Origin of the sequence: Enterococcus sp. FDAARGOS_375, from assembly GCF_002393265.1 — a bacterium.
Classification (GTDB): Bacteria; Bacillota; Bacilli; order Lactobacillales; family Enterococcaceae; genus Enterococcus_D; species Enterococcus_D innesii.
This window is the reverse complement of the sequence record NZ_CP023515.1, coordinates 1269878-1292796: the sequence shown is the minus strand read 5'-3', so window position 1 is coordinate 1292796 and position 22919 is coordinate 1269878. Positions and strand designations below refer to the sequence as shown.

19 protein-coding genes and 1 pseudogene are annotated in these 22919 nt (G+C 41.2%); 13 read left to right on the top strand and 7 right to left on the bottom strand.

The annotated features are described in order from the left end of the window. Nucleotides 1-665 precede the first annotated feature (665 nt). Nucleotides 666-899 carry a helix-turn-helix domain-containing protein gene (locus CO692_RS07280; RefSeq protein ID WP_010748885.1) on the top strand — a complete coding sequence of 78 codons (234 nt, stop codon included), beginning with the start codon at nucleotides 666-668 and terminating at the stop codon, nucleotides 897-899. On the opposite strand, the pseudogene CO692_RS07275 reads toward CO692_RS07280, so the two are convergent. Next, a pseudogene (locus CO692_RS07275) lies at nucleotides 882-1010 on the bottom strand (helix-turn-helix transcriptional regulator); the annotation flags it as partial. The gene CO692_RS07280 and the pseudogene CO692_RS07275 sit on opposite strands and share 18 nt — an antisense overlap. Nucleotides 1011-1620: 610 nt before the next feature. On the opposite strand from CO692_RS07275, the gene CO692_RS07270 reads away from it, so the two are divergent. From CO692_RS07270 to CO692_RS07215, 12 genes are all read left to right on the top strand, one after another. Beyond that, nucleotides 1621-3579, top strand: coding sequence for an alpha-glucuronidase (locus CO692_RS07270; RefSeq protein ID WP_096742860.1), 1959 nt, complete (start codon nucleotides 1621-1623; stop codon nucleotides 3577-3579). Between the two features lie 140 nt (nucleotides 3580-3719). Beyond that, nucleotides 3720-5045, top strand: coding sequence for an ABC transporter substrate-binding protein (locus CO692_RS07265; RefSeq protein WP_096741952.1), 1326 nt, complete (start codon nucleotides 3720-3722; stop codon nucleotides 5043-5045). 91 nt (nucleotides 5046-5136) lie between these two features. Continuing rightward, the gene (locus CO692_RS07260; protein ID WP_016621141.1) at nucleotides 5137-6021 is read left to right on the top strand and encodes a carbohydrate ABC transporter permease; all 885 of its coding nucleotides are present in this window, start codon (nucleotides 5137-5139) and stop codon (nucleotides 6019-6021) included. Beyond that, nucleotides 6022-6897: a carbohydrate ABC transporter permease gene (locus CO692_RS07255; protein ID WP_096741951.1), complete on the top strand. Its 876-nt coding sequence runs from the start codon at nucleotides 6022-6024 to the stop codon at nucleotides 6895-6897. Between the two features lie 9 nt (nucleotides 6898-6906). Next, complete coding sequence (locus CO692_RS07250; RefSeq protein ID WP_096741950.1) at nucleotides 6907-7623, top strand: hypothetical protein; 717 nt, start codon at nucleotides 6907-6909, stop codon at nucleotides 7621-7623. Nucleotides 7624-7650: 27 nt separating this feature from the next. Beyond that, nucleotides 7651-9285, top strand: coding sequence for a glycoside hydrolase family 43 protein (locus CO692_RS07245; protein ID WP_096741949.1), 1635 nt, complete (start codon nucleotides 7651-7653; stop codon nucleotides 9283-9285). Nucleotides 9286-9898: 613 nt separating this feature from the next. Next, the gene (locus tag CO692_RS07240; RefSeq protein ID WP_005233042.1) at nucleotides 9899-10891 is read left to right on the top strand and encodes an ABC transporter permease; all 993 of its coding nucleotides are present in this window, start codon (nucleotides 9899-9901) and stop codon (nucleotides 10889-10891) included. A 15-nt stretch (nucleotides 10892-10906) separates the two neighbouring features. Then, nucleotides 10907-11791, top strand: coding sequence for a carbohydrate ABC transporter permease (locus CO692_RS07235; RefSeq protein ID WP_096741948.1), 885 nt, complete (start codon nucleotides 10907-10909; stop codon nucleotides 11789-11791). 48 nt (nucleotides 11792-11839) lie between these two features. Further along, nucleotides 11840-13447 carry an ABC transporter substrate-binding protein gene (locus CO692_RS07230; protein WP_096741947.1) on the top strand — a complete coding sequence of 536 codons (1608 nt, stop codon included), beginning with the start codon at nucleotides 11840-11842 and terminating at the stop codon, nucleotides 13445-13447. Further along, nucleotides 13448-14932, top strand: a complete 1485-nt coding sequence (locus tag CO692_RS07225) for a glycoside hydrolase family 32 protein (RefSeq protein ID WP_096741946.1) — start codon at nucleotides 13448-13450, stop codon at nucleotides 14930-14932. A 176-nt stretch (nucleotides 14933-15108) separates the two neighbouring features. Next, nucleotides 15109-16101 (top strand): LacI family DNA-binding transcriptional regulator, encoded by a 993-nt coding sequence (locus tag CO692_RS07220; protein WP_096741945.1) that lies wholly within the window; start codon nucleotides 15109-15111, stop codon nucleotides 16099-16101. Between the two features lie 51 nt (nucleotides 16102-16152). Continuing rightward, nucleotides 16153-17022, top strand: a complete 870-nt coding sequence (locus CO692_RS07215) for an ROK family protein (protein ID WP_096741944.1) — start codon at nucleotides 16153-16155, stop codon at nucleotides 17020-17022. A gap of 432 nt (nucleotides 17023-17454) precedes the next feature. Here CO692_RS07215 and CO692_RS07210 read toward each other — a convergent pair whose 3' ends face one another. The 6 genes from CO692_RS07210 to citD form a co-directional block, all read right to left on the bottom strand. Next, on the bottom strand, nucleotides 17455-17994 hold the full coding sequence (locus tag CO692_RS07210) for a DUF1697 domain-containing protein (RefSeq protein WP_096741943.1): 540 nt from the start codon (nucleotides 17992-17994) through the stop codon (nucleotides 17455-17457). 274 nt (nucleotides 17995-18268) lie between these two features. After that, nucleotides 18269-19660 carry an oxaloacetate decarboxylase subunit alpha gene (locus CO692_RS07200; protein ID WP_096741941.1) on the bottom strand — a complete coding sequence of 464 codons (1392 nt, stop codon included), beginning with the start codon at nucleotides 19658-19660 and terminating at the stop codon, nucleotides 18269-18271. Further along, nucleotides 19657-20199, bottom strand: coding sequence for a citrate lyase holo-[acyl-carrier protein] synthase (gene citX / locus CO692_RS07195; protein WP_226818276.1), 543 nt, complete (start codon nucleotides 20197-20199; stop codon nucleotides 19657-19659). The genes CO692_RS07200 and citX overlap by 4 nt, the downstream gene beginning before the upstream one ends. Then, the gene (gene citF, locus CO692_RS07190; RefSeq protein WP_096741939.1) at nucleotides 20192-21724 is read right to left on the bottom strand and encodes a citrate lyase subunit alpha; all 1533 of its coding nucleotides are present in this window, start codon (nucleotides 21722-21724) and stop codon (nucleotides 20192-20194) included. The genes citX and citF overlap by 8 nt, the downstream gene beginning before the upstream one ends. A 2-nt stretch (nucleotides 21725-21726) precedes the next feature. Beyond that, nucleotides 21727-22614 carry a citrate (pro-3S)-lyase subunit beta gene (citE, locus tag CO692_RS07185; protein ID WP_005230463.1) on the bottom strand — a complete coding sequence of 296 codons (888 nt, stop codon included), beginning with the start codon at nucleotides 22612-22614 and terminating at the stop codon, nucleotides 21727-21729. Beyond that, the gene (citD, locus tag CO692_RS07180) at nucleotides 22602-22910 is read right to left on the bottom strand and encodes a citrate lyase acyl carrier protein (protein ID WP_005230465.1); all 309 of its coding nucleotides are present in this window, start codon (nucleotides 22908-22910) and stop codon (nucleotides 22602-22604) included. Before citD ends, citE begins: the two co-directional genes overlap by 13 nt. Between the last annotated feature and the right edge of the window lie 9 nt (nucleotides 22911-22919).

Below are 22919 nucleotides of genomic sequence, written 5' to 3'. Positions count from 1 at the left end.
GTGAAAAAAAAAGACGTTCATTTGAACATCTGTGTTAATAGATTTTATTAACAAATAGGGGAGAATAGATAGAGATAAATGATATGAATAACAGTAATTGAATTCTAAAAAAAAACGAAATATACTGCCCAAAATTAGAACACATTTTTAGAACACAATTGTTTCAAATCCAGTCAAATCTCTAAAAAGTCTATCAATCAAAAACCCTTATAAATCAAGACTTTTCATATCTATTCCAAAGTTCAAAGAAAAAACCAGGTCTTAAGAAAGCTCGTAAAGCTTCACAGTTTTCAAAACGTTAATCTTTTTATCGAAGATTCGAGATACTCTTTTTTTGGAGAGTGTCTTTTTTCGTATAAAATGGTAAGTTTTAGTAATTTTTCATTATTAATCGGTTCTTTTTACAACCAAATAATTTGATTAATACCTCTAGCATCGATGACCATGATCGAAGTTGCTCATGTATTGTTTATAGCGCATTGATATCTTGTTGAGTAATGGTTTTAATCGGTTGATTCTTCTTTGTCAGGAATTCATTATTTTCATTTTCCGATGTCTTAAGGGTACCTTCTTCTATATTTGTTAACTTCATGTCTATACGAACAACAATCTAAAATTATTGTACTATACCATGTTTATATAGACAACACGAGGAGGAAATATAAATGAACGAAAATGAAGGTGATAGAAAAGTAAAAGTGCTAATCAACGATTTATTAGCAGAACGTCAGATGTCTTTAAGAGAACTCGCAAGGTTGTCGGGAATTGAGCCATCAAATTTAAGCAATTTGGCAAATGGAAAAAGACAAAAAATTTATTTAGAACACATTGAAAGGATTGCAGATGCGTTGGACATTGATGATATCTCGAGGATATTAAAGTTGAGTAGGAATGTCTAATTTCCCTGACTCATAGCGGGAGTAAGTGGTTTGGCTGATATTCAGTAGTTTAGCAAGTTGTTCTTGATTCAAGTCTTTGTCTTCGCGTAAGTCGCGAATTCTATGATACACAAAATCACCTCGTATGATAATATTAATACGGTCAAAGAGATTACAGCATAATAACAAATTGTACACACCGATTACTTTATCCATCAAAAAACCATAAATCAATTCTGTTATTAAATCATTTCCCTCGGATTTGGTCTTGCTTTCCAAAACGGGTTTCTATACAATAAAGGGGAATAGAAACCGAATAAAAAAAGGCACCCCGTATCAGAGTTGGCGCTCCAATACGAGGCCTTGAAAAGTCAATCAGACTGACTAATCAAGTTGCCATAGTCAATACCCTAAGGTATCGACCTGTTTATTGTACCTAATATTCTGTTCTTTTTCTAGTAGGAAAAGCAGATTTTCTGGGATTTTATGCAGGATGCCTTATGCTTATTTCGCTATGTCAAAAGGATTGGACAGTCGTCCAATCCTTTTTTTGTGTTTCAGATGGGGAAGTTAAAATAACAGGGGATTGACGCATTCCAATTCTAAAACAGAGTGTCGGCAAGCCTCGGTTTCTATTCGTCTATCAAATAATCAAAAAGTTCTGAGGAGGGATTCACATAGAAAGTGAAGTTGCTTGGAAACTGCCGGAAGGGATTTTTTAGATAAAAGAGGGGATGAAGCAATGAGAAAGAAAGACGAGTGTTGGCTAAAAAAGCGTGTAGCAACTGATGTAGTTTCGACATATAGTTTCGAGCAGTCGGACCAATTGACGGATACGATCAAACGAGAGATGCAGACATTATTTCCAATGTGCCGCTGTGTAGAAGAGACAAATGCAGAGTTATATTTCAAAAAGGCAACGGATGCGCTGCTTGAGGATGAAGGATTTGAGATCAGACATGAGCACAATCAGACAGTCGTTTATGCGAACACTAGTAAAGGCTGGTTATATGGCTTCTTTGAACTTTACAAGCATGTGATTCGAACCACTGAGTTGCCAGAAAATCTGAGGTCGATTCCCAATCAAGCCATTCGTATGGTCAATCATTGGGATAATTTTGATGGGACGATCGAACGTGGCTACGCTGGAGAATCGATTTTCTATTCAAACAATCAGTTTCGGCAAGACCATGAAACGGTACGCGACTATGCGCGTTTCTTAGCTTCCATAGGAATGAATGCGGTTTCTATCAATAACGTGAATGTTCGCGGAGATGCCAAATGGTTTATTACGGAACCGTATTTGATCGAGATTAAAAAGATCGCAGATACATTCGCTGCCTATGGGATTCGGACGTTTTTAAGTATCAACTTTGCGGCACCTATATCCGTTGGAGGACTAACGACCGCCGACCCGTTAGCTGAGGAAGTTATTGCGTTTTGGCAAAAAACAGCAGATACAATCTATCAAATGATGCCGGATTTTGGTGGGTTTGTAGTCAAAGCCGATTCTGAAGGGGAACCGGGACCGTTTGTTTATGGGCGTGACCATAATGATGGTGCCAATATGCTGGCACGGGCGTTGCAACCCTATGGAGGGCTACTGATATGGCGTTGCTTTGTTTATGACTGTTTACAGGATTGGCGAGATCGTTCAATTGATCGTGCCAAAGCTGCCTACGACCACTTTATGAAATTAGACGGTACGTTTGAGGGAAATGTTATTTTACAGATCAAAAATGGACCGATTGATTTTCAAGTACGAGAACCCGTGACGCCGCTTTTTGGCGCGTTAAAATACACCAATCAAATGTTGGAATTCCAAGTGACGCAAGAGTATACCGGACAACAAAAGCACATTTGCTGCTTACTACCGATGTGGAAAGATGTGCTAGATTTTGATATGAAGCATCCACTTGAACACGCCACAGTAAAGAAGATTCTACCAGAGCAAAGTCCAAATCCTAAATACTCTGGCGTGGCAGCAGTCGTCAATGTCGGCATGGATGATAATTGGACCGGACACAAGCTAGCGCAAGCGAACCTTTTTGGCTATGGCAGATTGATTTGGAACAATGAATTAAGCACGGAAGCTATCCTTTGTGAATGGATCGATTTGTCCTTTGAGTTAGATGATTCTGCTAAAAAACGACTACTTGCAATCCTCGCTACGTCCTATCAGACCTATGAAAATTATACTGCCCCGCTAGGTATCGGTTTTATGGTCCGTCCCAATCATCACTATGGGCCTGATGTCGATGGCTACGAATATGATAGATGGGGGACGTATCACTTTGCGGATAGAAAGGGCATTGGCGTCAATCGAACGTTAAAAGACGGCACCGGCTATGTAAGGCAGTATGCGGATGCTTGGTGTGAAACATACGAAAATGTAGAAACTTGCCCAGATGAACTTGTCTTATTTTTCCACCATCTGCCATACGACCATGTCTTACAAAGCGGCAAAACGATCATTCAACATATCTATGACACGCATTTCGAAGGCTATGAAAAAGTAGAGGAATATGTTACCGAGTGGGCTTCCTTAGAGGGACAAATTGATGAAGAAAGTTATCAAAACGTCGCCGAACGATTGCAAGAACAAGTTCGTTCTGCTAGAGATTGGCGGGATCAAATCAACACGTATTTTTATCGTAAAAGCGGCATTCCAGATGCACATGGACGTCAAATTTATGCGTAGAAAGAGAATCTAGTGCTAGGCTTCAAAGAAGAAATAGACCGTTTAGATCACTGAGAAAAAAGATTTCAACCAGAGGTAAATTTTTTTGTAATATAAGTTAGTTTATCCAACTTACTAAAAAAGAATCAGGAGGAAGAGTGATGAAAAAATGGAAAAAACAATTGATAGTGGTAGGTTCTTTGCTTTCGATATCGTTGGTGTTGGCTGGATGCAATGCTGGGAGAAAAAAGACAGAGACAACGGGGAGTGGTGATAGAGTAGAAATCAGCTTTAGTTGGTGGGGAAATGACGATCGCCATCAGGCAACTCAAGAGATGATTGCTCATTTTGAAAAGGAGCATCCTGAAATTGCAGTAAAAGGAGAGCCGAGCGGCTTTGGCGATTTGGATCAAGCCTTCACGACGAGGTATGCTGGCAATACTTTGGCGGATATCACGACTTTACTCTACAATTGGGTGCCGCAATTCGGGCAAAATGACGGGTTTTATGATCTTAATACAATCGATAGTTTGGATCTGTCCACCTATGATCCTGATTTTTTGGCATTCGGACAAGTTGATGGAAAGCAGGTTGCCGTTCCTTATGGGGAAAATACTTTAGTTATGTATTTAAACAAATCCGAATATGAAAGACATGGTATTGATGTCACTACGTTGAAGACGTGGGACGATTATGTGGAAGCCGCTAAGAAGTTACCAGAAGGGACCTTTTGTGTCGTATCCCCAACTTGGCGTTTTCCGGTAACCATTTGGCTGCAACAAAAGACTGGAACGTCTGAGTTTGATGAACAGGGAAATATGAACTGGACAGAACAAGACTATTTAGAAGCGATGACTTGGTATAAGGAAATGGCAGATGCTGGGGTCTTCGTTTCAAGACAAGATTATTTAGAAAACGTCGGCTCAGAACCGGTATCCTTAGCCACTAACAAAAAGTGGATTGAAGGACAATATGCGGGTGGCATCGATTGGAATGCCAGTATGTCTTCTAATTATGAAGCATTGAAAGAAGTAGGGGATGAAATGGTCGTCGTTGACTACCCAATCGCAGAAGGCGGCACCGAGGTGAATTTAATGTCAAAACCTTCACTCCTTTTTGCCGTTCGGAAAAATGTTGAACATCCAGAAGAAGTGGGAACATTTTTAAATGAATTTTTAAATGGCGAGGAAGCAAATAAAATTTTGGGTCTTTCCAGAGGGATTCCTGCTTCTAGCAAAGCGATCGAAACGTTGATGGAAGATGGACAATTATCAGGAGTGATGAAAGAAGGCTTTGAGTACGCCCAAAGTGTCGCAAAAATCAACCAGACGCCGTTCTATGAAGATGGTACCTTAACGACTATTTACACTGCAGAAATGGAAGCTGTCGAATTAGGACGAACGGATTTAGAAACAGCTGCTCGCAACGTCTACACGAAAACAAAAGAACAAGCCGAAAAGCTTGCGAAAGACTATAAATTGCAATAGGCAACTATCCGCATGCTTTATGGGAGTGAATGGCTTCTGTTTGCTTCCATGAAGTGTCGTGAATCGTTGTCAAAAAGATTGGAGGGATTTTATGAAAAAGGAAAAAGTGGGCTTGATCTATGTAACCCCTTGGCTGATTGGCTTTTTACTGTTGACCGCTTGGCCGATCTTGTCCTCATTTTATTACTCACTGACCGATTATTCTTTGGCTCGTGTCGGACAGACACCTGCATTTTTAGGCATCCAAAATTATGTGAATCTCTTTAAGGATCAAACGTTTCTTGATTCGATGCGGGCGACACTGATTTATACGGTGTTCACTGTGCCTTTTCAACTAGGGTTTGCGTTGTTCGTTGCGTTTATTCTGAATTTCAAATTAAAAGCCATCAATTTCTATCGGACGGCGTATTATATTCCCTCGATTCTAGGAGGAAACGTGGCCGTTGGTGTGCTTTGGCGATCAATGTTTCAACCAGAAGGTTTGGTGAATATTTTTCTAGGAACCGTTGGCATCGAGCCAATTAACTGGTTATCGACACCTACAGGCGCAATGGTCGTCTTGATTCTCTTGAAAGTGTGGCAATTTGGTTCCTCAATGTTGATTTTCTTAGCTGCATTGAAGGAAATCCCACAGGATTTGTATGAGTCTTCGAGTTTGGACGGCGCATCAAGGGTGACCCAGTTTTTCAAAATTACGATTCCTTTGATCACACCAACCATTTTTTTCAACTTAGTGATGCAACTGAACAATGCCTTTCAAGAATTTAACGGTCCTTTTATTGTCACCGGTCGTGGTCCCCTCAATGCCACGTATCTGTCCTCGATGTTTATTTATGATAAAGCATTTAAAGAATTTGATATGGGCTACGCAAGTGCGGCAAGTTGGGTGTTGTTTGCGTTGATTGTTTGTTCAACGGTTCTTCTTTTCACGAGCCAAAAACGATGGGTCTATTATTCTGATGGAGGTGGGAAATAAATGGAGGCAACCCCTGTAGCATCTGCAAAAAAGAAGCACTCGAATAAGCATGGTCAAGCACTGATTCGCTATGTTTTGTTGACGGTCGTTGCACTGATTATGCTGTATCCAATTATTTGGATGGTTGGAGCGTCCTTCAAAACGAACACAGAGATTTTCATATCAATCGGCTTCATTCCTTCAACGATTGATTTCCAAGCATATATTGATGGCTGGAACACCAAGGGCGATTATACGTTCACCTTGTATTTTATCAATACCTTTAAATACGTTATTCCAAAGATTCTTTTTACCGTTGTCTCGGCGACTCTTACAGCCTATGGATTTGCTCGGTTTGACTTTCCATTCAAGAAAATCATGTTCTCGTTGTTAATGGCAACGATGTTTTTACCTCAAGTCGTAACCAGAATCCCTTTGTATCTCTTCTGGAATCGCTTGGATCTATTAGATACGTATGTTCCGTTACTGGCCAATTCATTTTTAGGACAAGAACCCTTCTTCGTGTTCATGATGATCCAGTTTATGCGTTCAATTCCACGGGATCTCGATGAAGCAGCGATCGTTGACGGTTGTTCTTCTTTCGGTGTTCTCTGGCGTGTCCTGATTCCGGCATTAAAACCTGCACTGATTTCTTGTGTGATTTTTCAATTCGTTTGGAGTTTCAGTGATTTCTTAGGTCCATTGATTTATATCACTTCACAAGACAAATTCCCAGTATCTCTTGCGTTGCGGCTCAACGTTGATCCATCTACTAATACCCTATGGAATCAAGTGTTTGCAATGTCGGTGATCTCATTGTTGCCAGCAATCATCTTATTCTTCAGCGCGCAAAAGTATTTTGTCGAAGGTGTCACAAGTTCGGGTATCAAAGGATAGGAGGTAAGTATGAATCCTTTCTTTCACGCTATTTCTGAGTGGACCGTTGCCATTGTCCACTCAGCCTATCGGCTTTTGGTTTATCAGCTGTATTTCATCCTGTCGAATAGTTTACTCCTGATGCACTTGTTTTTTCTTCGATTGACTTTGAATAATATTGTCCTTTTTTGGGTACCCCTAGTATTTTTTATTGCAAGTCTGTCCGCTCAATTCGGCTTATTTAACAACCCAGAGCATTTATCGAATAGAAAGAACTATTCTCAGTACTATCGAGAATGCTTGAAGAAAAACTGGGGATTATATTTCTTGTATTCTCTGATCATTCTCTTGATTCTCTTTGGACTGAAAATACTGATATTATATCAACGATCTGTTATGTTTTTGCCATTTGTCTTTACGAGCTGTTTTTTATTAAGCAGTATGCTCTTTGTCTTACTGATCTCAAGCGATTCCCGCGTCACTCAAATCCCATTTAAGAAGAAAATAGAATGGTCATTGCTGATAAGCTACCGTTTGCCTTCAGTCACTGTTTATAATAGTGCATTTATTGGACTGTCAATTTTCTTAATGCAGTATTTCTCTTTGGCGTATCTTTGTTTTCTTAGTGGTGTAATCAATTACGGCGTGTATCGTAATTTGATTCGACGATTTTCACTTGATTTGTTTTTTGAGGAGTGGAACAACAAGAGCGAACGGCTTGAAATGAATACTAATCAAAAACTGTAGCTTAAATTTAAAAAAAGAGGTGTTTCTATGAAAATAAAAAATCCTGTCTTATCCGGCTTTCATCCTGATCCGTCCATCATCCGAGTAGGAGATACGTACTATCTAGCTAATTCAACGTTCGAATGGTTCCCTGGGATTCGTTTGCACGAATCAAAAGACTTGGTCCATTGGAAACTGCTGGATGCTCCTCTCGATTCAGTAGAGATGCTAGACACGAAGGGAAATCCGTCTTCTGGTGGAATATGGGCACCAGACTTATCCTATGCAGACAACAAATTTTGGTTGGTGTTTACCGACGTCAAAGTTGTGGATGGGGCATTTAAGGACATGACCAACTATTTGACTACCGCAACGAACATCCATGGACCGTGGACTACACCGATTCGATTGAATGGCGTTGGCTTTGATCCCTCTCTGTTTCATGATGAGGATGGCAGAAAATACCTCGTGCAACAGACGTGGGATCATCGAGAGTATAAAAATCCTTTCAATGGCATTACACTGACCGAATTTGATGTAGAAACCATGCAGTTGAAACCAGAAACTGCTCGAATGATTTATGAAGGAACGAATGTAGGATTAGTTGAAGGGCCGCATCTATACAAAATAAATGGGCGTTACTATTTATTTGTGGCAGAAGGTGGAACTGTCTTTACCCATCAAGAAGTCGTAGCTAGATCCTCTTCACTGGAAGCTGATTCGTTCGAAACCGATCCTCATGGTCCGTTTCTAACCAATTACGATACGCCTCATTCATACTTGCAAAAGCAAGGACATGGGGCACTTGTGTCTACTCCGTCAGGCGAATGGTACTATGCATCGCTTTGTGCAAGACCCTTACATCGAGAAAACGAGTCGGTGACAAATCCTCGCGGATGGTCAACTTTAGGACGTGAGACCGCTATTCAAAAGGTTGAATGGGATTCTGAAGACTGGCCAAGAATCGTTGGAGGACATGGGGGACAAACAAGCGTGGAGGCACCTAAAGATGCAGCACCTACCGAAGTTTTGAGTAGCCGCTCTCATTATGATGACTTTAGTGAGAAGCAGCTAAATAAAAACTGGCAGACCCTTCGTGTACCATTTTCAGCAGAGATGGGCAATGTAGGCGATGGGAAACTAGAACTAATTGGAAAAGGAAGCTTAACAAATCGCCATGATCTTTCAATGATCGCACGCCGTTGGCAAACCTTTTATTTTGATGCAACAACAAAAGTAAAATTTGATCCATTTTCTTACCAACAAATGGCAGGACTAACCAATTACTATAATGACCAACACTGGTCCTTCGTTTTTATTACTTGGAATGAAGAAAATGGAAAAGTAATTGAAGTATCCGAAAATAATCAAGGAACCTATACGTCCTACTTAAGAGAAAATGCGATTACCATTCCAGATGCTGTGGATTTTGTATGGTTCAAAACAAAAGTCCGCAAGCAGACCTATAGATATGCCTATTCCTTTGATGGAGAAACATGGCAAGATTTACCAATCGAATTTGATTCTGCTATTCTCTCGGATGATTATGTATTACAAACTTGCGGCGGCTTCTTCACCGGAGCATTTGTCGGACTAGCAGCGGTTGACTATGCAGGCTATGACACAAAAGCTGTGTTTTATGAATTTGATTATCGAGAGATGGATGAGGAAGGGCGCAGTTAATTATTATATTGATTTAGAGTAAACTCATTTTTTGTGAGTTTACTCTTTTTCGCTAATTTCTTTCAGTTGTCGGATGAAAAAGTGAATACTCTTAGGTGCTACACTTTTTTTAAATTTTGATTGGCGACCTTAGTTTTCCAAGATTCCCCTAAAAAGCTCATCTAACAGCTCCTAACCTTATATACATTTACATATCTAACTCTTATCTTTTCGCTTTTAGTTAGTTAAAAAGCAAAAAATAAATGTGAATTCGAGCTATTTTTAAATAATTAACCAGATAATCTTCCGATTGGAACGGTTAAACAGTGAATGATTGGTAGAAAAGAGATTAGAGGATGCGAGTTGTGATAAGTAAACTCATAAAAGAAGAATGCTAGAAAAGTAGAGAAAAAACAGGATTAATGAAATAATCGAGATCCTTAATTTTTAACAATTTTCGTAAACCATAAATGAATTGACGAAAGCTTAGTGGGGATGAAAGAATAATTACAAAAAAATATTGACTTAAAAAAATGGCTATGGTAATCTATAAACGAAAATAGTGGGAACGTTTCCAAAATGCATCTTCGTTAAATTTTTATTTTTTTTAGACGAAAATGGAAACGTTTCTAAAATGTATTGGGAGGAGATTGAATTGGAAAAGACATTGGGACCAGGTGGTGAGATAAGGGCGGTACAACGGGATAAAAAAAATATCTCGAAGTGGGAAAAATTAAAGAAACAGTTGCGGCGTGATAAGTGGATGTACTTGTTGCTCTTACCAGGTATCATCATGACGTTTATCTTTAAGTATGTGCCAATGTACGGTGCTGTGATTGCATTTAAAGACTATAATCCTATGCTAGGAATTTTGGAAAGTCCTTGGGTAGGACTAGATCACTTTAGGGAATTTATCAGTTCACCAAATTTTACGCTTTTGCTGAGCAACACATTAAAAATTAGCATTTATGGTTTATTGTTAGGTTTTTTTCCACCAATTATTTTAGCACTGAGCTTGAATCAAATTATCAATAAAAAAATAAAACAGAAAATCCAGTTGATTCTATATGCGCCGAATTTTATCTCAGTAGTTATTATCGTGGGGATGCTGTTTTTGTTCCTATCCGCAAATGGACCTATTAATGGGTTAGTAGAAAAGGTTACGGGGCAACCAATTATGTTCATGTCTAATCCAGCTTATTTCAGAACGATTTATATTTTATCGGGAATTTGGCAAGGAATCGGCTGGTCATCCATTCTTTACACCGCGACGCTGGCGGGAGTCAGTACCGATTTATATGAGGCAGCAAATATCGATGGGGCAAATATTTTACAAAAGATTTGGCATATCGATTTGCCTGCATTGAGGCCTGTGATGGTGATCAGCTTCATCTTGGCCGCCGGCGGTATTATGAATGTAGGATATGAAAAAGCCTACTTGATGCAAACTTCAATGAACATCCCTGCCTCAGAAATCATTTCCACTTATGTATACAAAGTCGGCTTGCAATCAGGTGATTATGCCTACTCTGCTGCTGTTGGTCTGTTCAATATGATTATTAATGTCGTTTTATTACTGATTGTCAACAATATAACCAAGCGGCTAAACGATGGTCAAGGCTTGTAACGAAAGGAGAAAATTATGAATAGTGCTTTATCAAAAATCGACCGTCAAATCTTATGGTTGAATCGAGTGATTGTAACTTTTTTAGTCGTCATCACCATTGTTCCGCTGATTTATGTACTGGTAGCTTCTTTTATGGACCCAGCTACTTTGATCAATAAAGGTATAAGCTTCAATCCGAAAGATTGGACAATACAAGGATATCAACGGGTATTTGCAGATGATTCCATTTTACGCGGTTTTGTAAATTCGTTGTTTTACTCTTTTAGCTTCAGCTTATTGACTGTATTTATTACGATGATCACTGCGTATCCTTTGTCTCGACCTAACTTGGCGGGGAAAAAGATTATTATGACTTTTTTTGTCATTACAATGTTCGTGGGTGGCGGCTTGATACCTACCTATTTATTGGTAAAGAACTTGGGCATGTTAGATAGTGTATGGGCGATTATCGTACCAGGTGCTATAAATGTGTGGAATATTATCTTAGCCCGTACCTATTTTAGTGCTTTGCCAAAAGAACTTTCTGAAGCTGCTACTATCGATGGCGCCAATGACTTGCAAATACTGTTCAAAGTCATGCTTCCATTAGCTAAACCAATTATGTTCGTATTGTTTTTATATGCCTTTGTTGGGCAATGGAACTCATATTTTGATGCCATGATTTACATCAAAGATCCCCACTTACAGCCGTTGCAACTCGTATTAAGAAATATTTTGATCCAAAACCAACCTTCACAAGACATGGTGGGAGCCAATACTGCCATGGCAGAAATGAAACAAATTGCTGAGTTGATCAAATACGCAACGATCGTCATTTCTAGTCTGCCATTAATCATAATGTATCCTTTCTTCCAAAAATATTTTGATAAAGGTGTTTTAGTTGGTTCTGTTAAAGGGTAAGTATTGTTCACTATTTGTATGAATAAAAATTATAAAGGAGATTTTAAGATGAAAGCAAAATGGATGCTGCCAATCGTTTTTACTTCCGTACTAATTTTGGGGGCTTGTGGAGGCTCAAAAGAAAAGAGTACATCAAGCCCTGATTATGAACTAGAAAATGTCTCTTTTCCATTGAAAGAAAAAGTATCTTTAAAAATGATGTCTCAAAGTGCCCCTTTGGCTCCCAATGATCCTAATGACAAATTGATTTTCCAACGATTAGAAGAAGAGACCAATCTCCATATTGATTGGACAAACTACAGTAGTGATTTTGCCGAAAAAAGAAATTTGGATATCGCTAGTGGGGATTTACCAGATGCCATCTTCAACGCCGCTGCAGGTGACTATGATTTATTAAACTGGGCGGAAAGTGGCGTTATTGTACCGATTGAAGACTTGATCGAAGAATATATGCCAAATCTGAAGAAAATTTTTGATGAAAACCCCGAATACCGACAAATGTCTACTGCACCTGATGGTCACATTTACTCTATGCCTTGGATTGAAGAATTAGGCGAAGGAAAAGAGTCGATTCATACAGTAAATGGGATGGCTTGGATCAACAAGGAGTGGTTGGATAATTTGGGTCTTGAAATGCCGCAAACCACTGATCAGTTGATGACTGTGTTGGAGGCTTTCAAGACGCAAGATCCAAATGGTAATGGTGAAGCAGATGAAATTCCTTTTAGCTTTATTAACAATGGAGGAAACGAAGACTTAAAATTTTTAATGGGGGCATTCGGTCTAGGTGATAATGATGACCACTTAGTCGTTGATAACGATGGCCAGGTACAATTTACTGCTAACAAAGAAGGGTATAAAGAAGCCATCAAATATTTCAATGAAATGAATAATAAAGGTCTTATTGATAAAGAGGCTTTCGAACAAGATTGGAATACGTATGTTGCCAAAGGGAAAGAACATAAGTATGGCGTGTACTTTACTTGGGATAAAGCAAATATCACGGGTGCAGATGATAGTTATGACGTCTTGCCAGTCTTAGCGGGACCAGATGGAACGAAACATGTTACTCGTACGAATGGCATGGGTTTCTCAAGAGATCGTTTCGTAATTACTAGTGCGAATAAAAACTTGGAACTTACAGCTAGGTGGATAGATAAAATGTATGAACCGTTACAGTCTGTCCAAAATAACTGGGGAACCTACGGTGATGAAGCACAGGCGAATATTTTTGAATTAAAGGATGGTATGTTAAAACATTTGCCTTTAGAGGGGACAGCACCGGGGGAACTAAGACAAAAAACCGAAGCTGGAGGACCATTAGCAGTTCTTGATTCTTATTACGGCATAGTCACTACTATGCCAGATGATGCGAAGTGGCGTTTAGATTTGATGCATGACACGTATTTGCCATATATTACAGAAGACAATATCTATCCGCGTGTCTTTTTAGAAAAAGAAGAAACAGATCGATTAGCAAAAATTGAAACAGATATGTGGGATTACATCTATCGCAAGAGAGCAGAGTGGATCACCGGCGGTAAAATCGATGAAGAATGGGAAGAATACCTTGCTGAATTGGAACGGGTAGGTTTGGAAGAATGGATTCAAATAAAACAAACTGGCTATGATAATTTTTTGAAGGGAGCACAATAAGTGTTAGTAGAAGAAACGGCGATTTTGGATAAAGCAAATCGATTTATTGAAATGATGCGAGGAAAAGTTAACCCTCAGTATCGACAAAACTATCATTTTTCCGCACCCATTGGGTGGATAAATGACCCCAATGGGTTTATATATTACAAAGGGCATTACCATCTCTTCTATCAATACTATCCTTACGATAGTCGATGGGGGCCTATGCATTGGGGACATGCGCGTAGTAGTGATTTGGTCCATTGGGAAGATCTACCAGTAGCGTTAGCCCCAGATCAACCTTATGACAGCGGCGGGTGTTTCTCAGGAAGTGCAATTGAAAGAGACGGAAAACTATATTTATTTTATACAGGCTGTCAAGAAATTGATGGTATTAGCCATCAGCATCAATGTTTGGCGGTCTCTGAAGATGGTATTCATTTTAGCAAATACAATGGTAATCCTGTGGTAGCAGAAAAACAATTAGGTGAAAATGGGCTGATACAAGAATTTCGTGATCCTAAAGTAATTGTTCACAACGATGCTTACTATATGGTAGTAGCTACTAAATCTACACAGTCTACTGGTAGAATAGTGATGTTTCAATCGTCAGATTTGTATACTTGGCACTTTTACTCTGTGTTGCTAGAAGGGACTTCAGAGCAAGGAATAATGTGGGAATGTCCTGATTTATTCCATTTAGACGGACGAGATGTCTTAATCATGTCGCCGATACAAATCAGGAAGAACGGACTGGAATATCATAATATCAGTTCTACCATGGCTTGTATTGGTGAGGTAGACTGGGAAACAGGTCAGATGATAGTTGATAATTTCCATGAAATGGATTTTGGAATGGATTTTTATGCACCACAAACCACAACAGATCCTAATGGTGGACGGGTGATGATTGCTTGGATGCAGATGTGGGATCGTACATTGCCTACACATGAGTTAGGCCATCTTTGGGCAGGCTCTATGAGTTTGCCCCGAGAGTTAAGAGTGAAAAAAAATCGATTGGTACAAAAACCCATCTCAACTGTATATAGTCATTTAGTTTATCAACAAGGCAGTGAAAATATTGCAGTGACTGACACATCAGTCGTATTTCGAAACGCGCTGTCTGATTCTTCATATTTACATCTAGTCGCAGATTTGGAGAAAGCAGAAGTTTTTACAATTGAATTACTGCGGTCTAAGACGGATTGTCTCAAACTAACTTATGACACTGCTAAACAGGTTTTTGAATTGGATCGTCAGAAACTAGGAAGAGAGCTTACAGGGGCGGAAGAAGACCCTCTGAATGTCCGAAAAGTTGAAGTACCTTTGATTGATAATCAGCTCGTTCTTGAGATTTTTAGAGATACCTCATCAGTTGAAGTTTTTATTAATGGGTTAGAAGTTATGACGGCTACTTTCTATGAGCTGGAAAAAGCTCGAGATATCTTATTTCATTCGATTGGAGAAAGTCGTATTCAAGCTTTTGAAACAGCGAGTGTGAAATAAATGTTTGATTGCTTAGGCGATGTATCAATTATTTAATAGGTTTTGAAGGATAATGTTTTTAGAAAAGAACAGATAGCTAGATTTCCCATGGCTTTGCTATTAGTATTTTGAAAAAATTAGTAATTTATGACAAAATTCATTATACTAAACTTGTGCAGAAATGTGAGGGATCAACTATGAAAGCAACAATGAAAGATGTCGCAAAATTAGCAGGTGTCGGAGTAGGAACTGTTTCCCGGGTATTGAATAACGGTTCTGTTAAAGCTTCTACTAGAGAAAAAGTTGAAGCAGCAATGATAGAGTTAAACTATCAACCAGATTTTTATGCCCGGGGGTTAAAGATGAAGCATACGAACACGGTTGCTTTGATTCTACCCACTGTATGGCATCCATTTTTTGGCGAATTTGCCTACCATGTAGAAACAGCATTAGAAAGACAAAACTACAAGCTTTATTTGTGTAACTCCAGTGGTAATAGTGAAAAAGAACAAGAATATATCCAGATGGTCAGCCAAAATAAAGTAGACGGCATCATTGGAATTACTTATTCAGATATCGATGAATACATTTCGAGTAATCTGCCTTTTGTTAGTATTGACCGTTATTTCACTGAAGAGGTGATTTATGTGACCGCTGACAATGCGGCAGGTGGACGTTTGGCTGCAAATGAACTTTATCGCCGAGGATGTCAGAATGTAGCATATATCGGTGGGTACCAAGAAACACCGAATGAAACGAAGAGTCGTCGAAAATATTTTGAGATTGAGTGCCGTCAATTGGGGATTTCCTATAAAGCGTTAGATATGTTAGAACCTTTAGACCATCTCTCAGAACGTGTAACAAATTTTTTGTTAGAGAATCCCGATATCGATGGGATTTTTACGATCAACGATCCGATGGCATTAGCTGTCATTGGTATGCTTGAAAAAATAGGGAAAAACGTACCAGAGGATGTCCAAGTTATCGGATTTGATGGTCAAAAGATGACAGAAGGAGACCCTTATCTCGTCTCAACAATTGCCCAACCTACAAAGCAAATGGCGGAAGTGGCAGTGGCAAAATTAATTGCTGTCATTAATGGAGAGACAGTAGAAAAACGTACCGTATTGCCGATTGAATTTGGTGAAGGTGGAACAACGAAATCTTTAGTGAGAAACGATTTTGCTTAGTGCAAATACGTTTCTTTTTTTGAAAATGAGTGAATGAAAGGTGTAGATAAAATGTTATATGGCGGGATAGAAGCTGGTGGAACAAAGTTTGTCTGTGGGATTGGTAATGAACAATTACAAGTGATAGAACGGAAAAGTTTTCCTACCACAACACCAGAAGAAACGATGAAGCAAGTGTTTGATTTCTTTGATAAGTACAAAGGAAATATCGCATCAATTGGTGTAGGAGCATTTGGGCCTATTGATATTCAAATCGAATCAAGAACTTACGGATATATCACCAACACTCCGAAGTTAGCTTGGCAAAATTATCATTTTGTAGGAGCTTTGGAAAACGCCTTGTCGGTTCCCATCTATTGGACTACCGATGTAAATGCTGCTTGTTATGGAGAATATATGGCAGGTTATGGAAAAGGTAAAAATAGTGTTCTGTATTACACCGTTGGTACTGGTGTTGGTGGTGGTGCTGTAGTGGGTGGGAAAATAGTCGCAGGTTTCAGTCATCCTGAAATGGGACATATGCTCTTACAACGTCATGATGAAGATCAATTTGAAGGAATCTGTCCTTTTCATCATGATTGTTTGGAAGGGTTAGCCTCAGGCCCCGCGATTGAAAAACGCTTTGGAAGAAAAGCCCAAACCATTTCATTGGATCATCCTTATTGGGCGATTGAGGCAGATTATCTTGCTCAGTGTGTGTATAACACAACTTTACTATACGCACCGGAAGTAATAATTTTAGGCGGGGGTGTAATGAAACAGCCGCAACTACTCGAGTTGATTCGCCAAGCGTTTAAAGAAAAAATGGGTTCCTACGTGGATACGCCCACTCTCGAAGAATACCTACTAACTCCAATGCTTGCTGACGATGCAGGTTTGATCGGCTGCTTAGCTTTAGCAATAAAGAAGTTGGAACAATAGCAGCATGTTAAAGAACGTGTGAGAGAGTTTTTATAGCAGTTAGGATAGATAAAAAGGTTAACTAAAATGAGAGCTAGAAAAAAGGATGGCTAATAATAGATGTTCATATGTATCTTTTTCGTAATCGAATGTTGCGAATAAGAATTTTTTCTTTCGTTCTATACTATTGTCTAGTTGCCTCAAATTGCTTCTTAATGCTTGGTTTTTGTTTTATCATAGATATTCAGTATAGAAATACACGATGTGAAAATCTATTATTCTTCTCGGTAGTTTATTGCTTCTAGTTGGGATGATTGCGTAGAAACTTAACGTCAGTTAAAGTGCGTCACGAATAGTAGTAACGAGAACTAATGAGACATTAGAATGTTATAAGAAACCCGTCAGAAGAGTCTACCTGACGGGTTTTATAATTATTAGAAGGCTTGCTATTCCTCACATCTTCGCAATCTTCCTTACGGTATTGATAGTCCGAATCGTAGTCTGTTTACCGACGCTGGTGCTGGCTGTTTTTTTCCACCAATTGGTTTTTTGATAGTCTTTGCGGATGTAGGACCAGAAGACGACGTCTTTGTAAGGGAAAACCTGTTCAAGGTCGGCATTCGGAGCCCCGAGTTTTTCAGATAACACCTCGTAGGTCAGTGAAGGCATCAAAAAGATCAGGTTGTCATAGATGGTTTTATCTTCCGTTCCTGACCAGTCAGGTATATGGGTCAAGCGTTCCTGCAGCTCTGTTTGGCGAATGATATAAATAGCGATATCAAAGGAAAAGTACCGTTTGATCATTGCTTTAATCATTTCGACAAGGGCTTGTGGATCATCATCTTCGCTAGAAAAAATCACATTGCCGCTATTCAAATAAGTGATCACATCTCTAAACCCCAGTTCTTCAAAACCGGCTTTCAATTCTTTCATAGAAATTTTGTTCTTTCCACCGACATTGATGCCTCTTAATAAAGCGATGTATCGTTGCATGGATAACTCCTCCTTTAAACCCCTTCTTTTAGCTGATTATAGAATGGATGAAGCGGAAGTACAATCCTGGCTTCTCAGCTACCCAAAATACGTGAGCGAGAAGCGATTAATGCAAGCTTATTGGTGGAGTGGCTGTGGCGCATGTATTTTTGAGCTGCTAATTAGTAAAAACGAAGAAACAGCCTGTAAATGATAACAACCCTCACAAATTTGCTCAAGCAAGCGAATTTGTGAGGGGCACTTTAAGTCGTTTTCTCTGTTTCTGGCTTCGTTGCTAATCCACCGCAATCCTCACAGACACTGTCTGTACGGGGACATCATAAAAGGGATCTTCTCGTCGGCCTAAAAAGTCTTGGGCTTGCTGAGGGAAGAGGGCGTACATCAGCACGTCTTCTTCGCTTTTGGCATACTCAGCGATTTCTTCCCGAAAGACTGGCAGTTGTGGTCCCAGTAGATCAGCTGGTCTGACGGTGATCACTTCAGCATCTCCGATGATTGTTTCTTTGATTTCGTCGCTGATGGGTGCTGGCGATTGTCCATAAAGTCCTTTGACGTAATCTTTGATCTCACTTGGGACAAGTTTGTAGCGTTCTCCTGAAATCACATTCATCAAGGCTTGAGTGCCGACCATTTGCGACAATGGGGTCACTAGCGGAGGATAGCCCAAGTCCGCCCTGACTTTTGGTACCTCTGCTAGGACTTCTTCATACTTGTCTTGCAATCCTTGTTCCGTCAATTGGCTGAGTAGGTTTGACAACATGCCACCAGGTACTTGATAGATCAAGGTTTTAGGTTCAATATCTTTGACTTTTGGATTCAGCAGACCTTCTTCACGGAAGCGATCACGAACGGGATTGAAATGTTCAGCAATCTCAGCGACTTTCTGCAAATCAAGTCCCGTAGCAAAGCCGCAATCTTCTAAGGCGATCGCCACAGATTCGGTTGCTGGCTGACTGGTGCCGCCAGCAAAGGAGGAGATGGCGGTATCAATGATGTCTGCACCGGCTTCCGCAACTTTTAAATAAGTCATCTCAGCGATGCCGCTGGTGGCATGGGTATGGACTTCTAGCGGTAGATCGACGGCATCTTTGATTCGGCTGACCAGCTCGTAGCCAGTTTGCGGCGTCAAAACGCCGGCCATATCTTTGATACAGATGGAATCGGCGCCGAGGTTTGCCATTTTGTTGGCAAGGTCAACGAAGTAATCCACGGTATGGATTTGGCTAGTAGTATAAGAGATTGCCGTTTGACAGTGTCCACCGGCTGCTTTTGTGGCGCGGATGGCGGTTTCTAAATTGCGAACATCATTTAAGGCGTCAAACAAACGAAGAATGTCGATGCCGTTTTCGACCGATTTGGTCACAAAGTCAGCAACGACGTCATCGGCATAGTTTTTGTAACCTAAGAGATTTTGTCCCCGTAAGAGCATTTGCAATTTGGTCTTTTTCACTTCTTTGCGGATCGCCCGCAATCTTTCCCATGGGTCTTCATTTAAAAAACGCAGACAAGCATCGAAGGTCGCGCCGCCCCACATTTCAAGGGCATGATAGCCTGCTTGATCCATGGTTTTTAAAATCGGCAGCATATTGCTGGTAGGCATTCGCGTGGCGATCAGACTTTGTTGGCCGTCCCGCAAGACGGTTTCGGTAAATTGGATTTTTTTCATTCTTTCACTCTTTCCTGAATGATTTTACGGATCTGCCGCTGCATGTCTGCCACGCTATGAGTTCTAGAACGGCCACAAACTTTGGCGTCTTGTTCACAGACGTAGCAGCTTCTTGCAGGCAGTCCAATTTCGGTGCGGCTGATAGGTAAAAGCTGGTCTTGGGTTTTGGTTAAGACATCAAGATCCACCAATCGACCGTAAGGATGATGGGTCTCAATCTGAACCATCATTCGTTTTAGTTCATAAGGATCTGTGGGCAGTACGAGATAATATTCCGGTCCAGTTTCCAAACTACGGTAGAGGTTTGCCAGTGGAATCAGTTCCTTGACGGCCTCTTCGATTTCCGTAATGAGTTCTTCAAAAACGGCGGTCAATGCGGCAGAATTTTTCACGGGACCGGGAATATTCATGGTGGCAACAAGTAATGCCGCTTTTTCATCCGCAGCGAGAAGCTCCCGTTGAAGCGAGCTTCTATTTTCTCGCGCCTGCAGCATATCGGTTAGCGTCACAGGGGTTCCTGAAAATAGGGCATCAGACATTTTTGACCACATCAATGATCGTGCCATCGCGGTATTCGATCAAAGCGACGGTTTTTTCCCCGTACTTGATTGGTTCGGGTTGACCGACAATGCTGTAGGCTTTTTCTTTTAATTCTTCAATGGTGTATTGGGGAATATCCAATGCTTCAAAATGGCTGATCAGGTCTTTGCGAGCTGGATTGATGGCGATCCCGATTTCTGTGACGACGACATCAATGCTGGCGCCTGGCGTGACGATCGTGTTGACGGTATCGACGATCGTTGGGATCCGTCCCCGCACGAGAGGAGCGATCACTAAGCTCATTTTGCACGCCATACTGGTATCTGAGTGACCGCCAGAAGCACCGCGGATCACACCGTCAGAACCGGTGATGACATTGATATTGAAATCCGTGTCAACTTCCAGTGCGGAAAGAATGGCGGTATCCAATTGATTGATAAACGCCCCTTTGCTTAACGGTGAGGCATACATATTGGCATCGATCTCGTAATGATTGGCGTTTTTCCCTAGCGATTGCGCGGAAGGATGATCAAAGTCTTGGACATCGATCAGTTTTTCCACTAATCCTTCTTCTAACAGTTCCACCATGGCATTGGTAATGCCGCCGAGGGCAAAGCTGGCTTTGATCTCATCTTTGATCATCGCTTCGCGTAAAAAACGAGAAACGGCTAATGCGGCACCGCCTGTTCCGGTTTGGAAGGAGAAGCCTTGTTGGTAGTAAGGCGAGCTGGTGATGACCTTGGCTGCATACTCAGCAATCAGCAATTCTTTTGGATTTTTGGTAAAGCGGGTCGCCCCTTTTGCGATCCCTGCAGGATTACCGATGGCGTCGACTTCCACGACATAATCGACATCCGTTTGGGGGATGCTGATTGGGGTATTTGGAAACGGTACCAGGGTGTCGGTGATGATCACGACTTGGTCGGCGTATTTTGCATCGACCATCGCATAGCCCAATGAGCCGCAGGTTGCTTTTCCGACGGTGCCATTGGCATTGCCATACGCATCTGAGCTAGGGGCCCCTAAGAAGGCGACATCGATGTGGATATCGCCGGCGGCAATGGCACGAGCCCGACCGCCATGAGAACGGATAATGACTGGAGCATCCATAATGCCTTCGGAGATTGCGGCACCGACTTTGTCCCGCAGACCGCTGGAGGTGATATTGGTTACGACGCCAGATTTGATATGTCCGATCAATGGTTCATGGACATTGGCGATGGAACTAGGGGCAATCGCAAGATTCTTGATGCCCATTTTTGCGATCTCGTCTAAAACGAGATTCATGATAAAATCCCCTTCGCGAAAATGATGGTGGAAGGAGATCGTCATGCCGTCCGTTAACCCTGTTTTTTCAATGGCTTCACGAATACTGCTCAAGACCTTGCTTTTGCCCGGCAGGACTGGCTCGATCTTGCGACTCGCTTCTTTGTAGGCATGGATATTGGCCGTTTCATTTTCAAAGACCCCGTATTGGTTGGCATAGCATTCAGGGATGTCTTTTCCTGCTTTGTTTAACACCATAATTACACTTCCTCCTCGGTAATCAATTTCGCTGCTTTGGCAAGGGCAATCACGCGTTCCGCTCGCTCAACGATTGGTTTATCGACCATTTTGCCATTCAAGGAGATCACACCAGAACCTTTGCTTTCGGCTTCACGAATGGCCCAGATCACTTCTTTGGCCTGTTGGATCTCGGCTTTTGAAGGCGCATAGATCCCATTGACTAGGGGAATCTGCCGTGGATTGATCACTGATTTTCCGTCAAAACCAAGCTGCTTGATGCGAGTCGTTTCAGCGATAAAGCCATCGGTGTCATTGATATCAGAAAAGACGGTATCGATGGCGGCGATCCCTGCAGCTCTAGCTGCATGCAAAATCATACTGCGGGCAAACAACAATTCTTGCCCATCTGGGTAGCGACGGGTTTTCATATTGGTGACATAATCTTCTGCCCCTAAAGCGATCCCGATCAAGCGGTCGGAAGCTGTGGCGATGTCTCGGGCATTTAAAACGCCTTCGGCCGACTCGATGGCAGCCATCATTTTGGTGGTTCCTACAGGCAGATCGTTTTCTTCTTCTACTTGTGTGATCACAGCGGCAACGTCAATGATATCTTGGGCGGTTTCGGTTTTCGGTAGTCGAATGACGTTGACCCCCGCTAGGACCATCGCTTCGATATCAAGGGCACCCACCGTGTCGAGGCCGTTGATGCGCACGACGGTTTCGATGGCAGAATAGTCAAAGGTTTTTAAGGCAAAATGCACCAGTGTCCGAGCAGAGTCTTTTTCATTCAAGGAGACCGCATCTTCTAAATCAAACATAACGGAATCGGCGCCATACAATGGCGCATCCCGTAGCATGGCAGCATTGGCTCCTGGTACAAACATCATCGTTCTTCTTAAACGTTCCATGTGTCGATCTCCTTCCAAGCATACTGTTCTTGTTCGGCGGCCCGATGAACGGCGGTCAGAGTTCGGGCTTTGATGGTACAGTCCAATGCGCCTTTATCGGTGGCGGTGATTTTGGCCTGTGTCACGCCTAGATGGTTCAGCGTCTCAAGGATGACGGCGCGAATTTGTTTGCCGAATTGTTTTTCGACACTGCTATCGAGGGTCAGCTCGATGGTTTGGGTTGTGGTGGGCTCGATCGCGATCAAGATATCACTGGATTCAACGGAGCCGGCAACCGCACTTTTTTTGATTTCCACTTATTATCA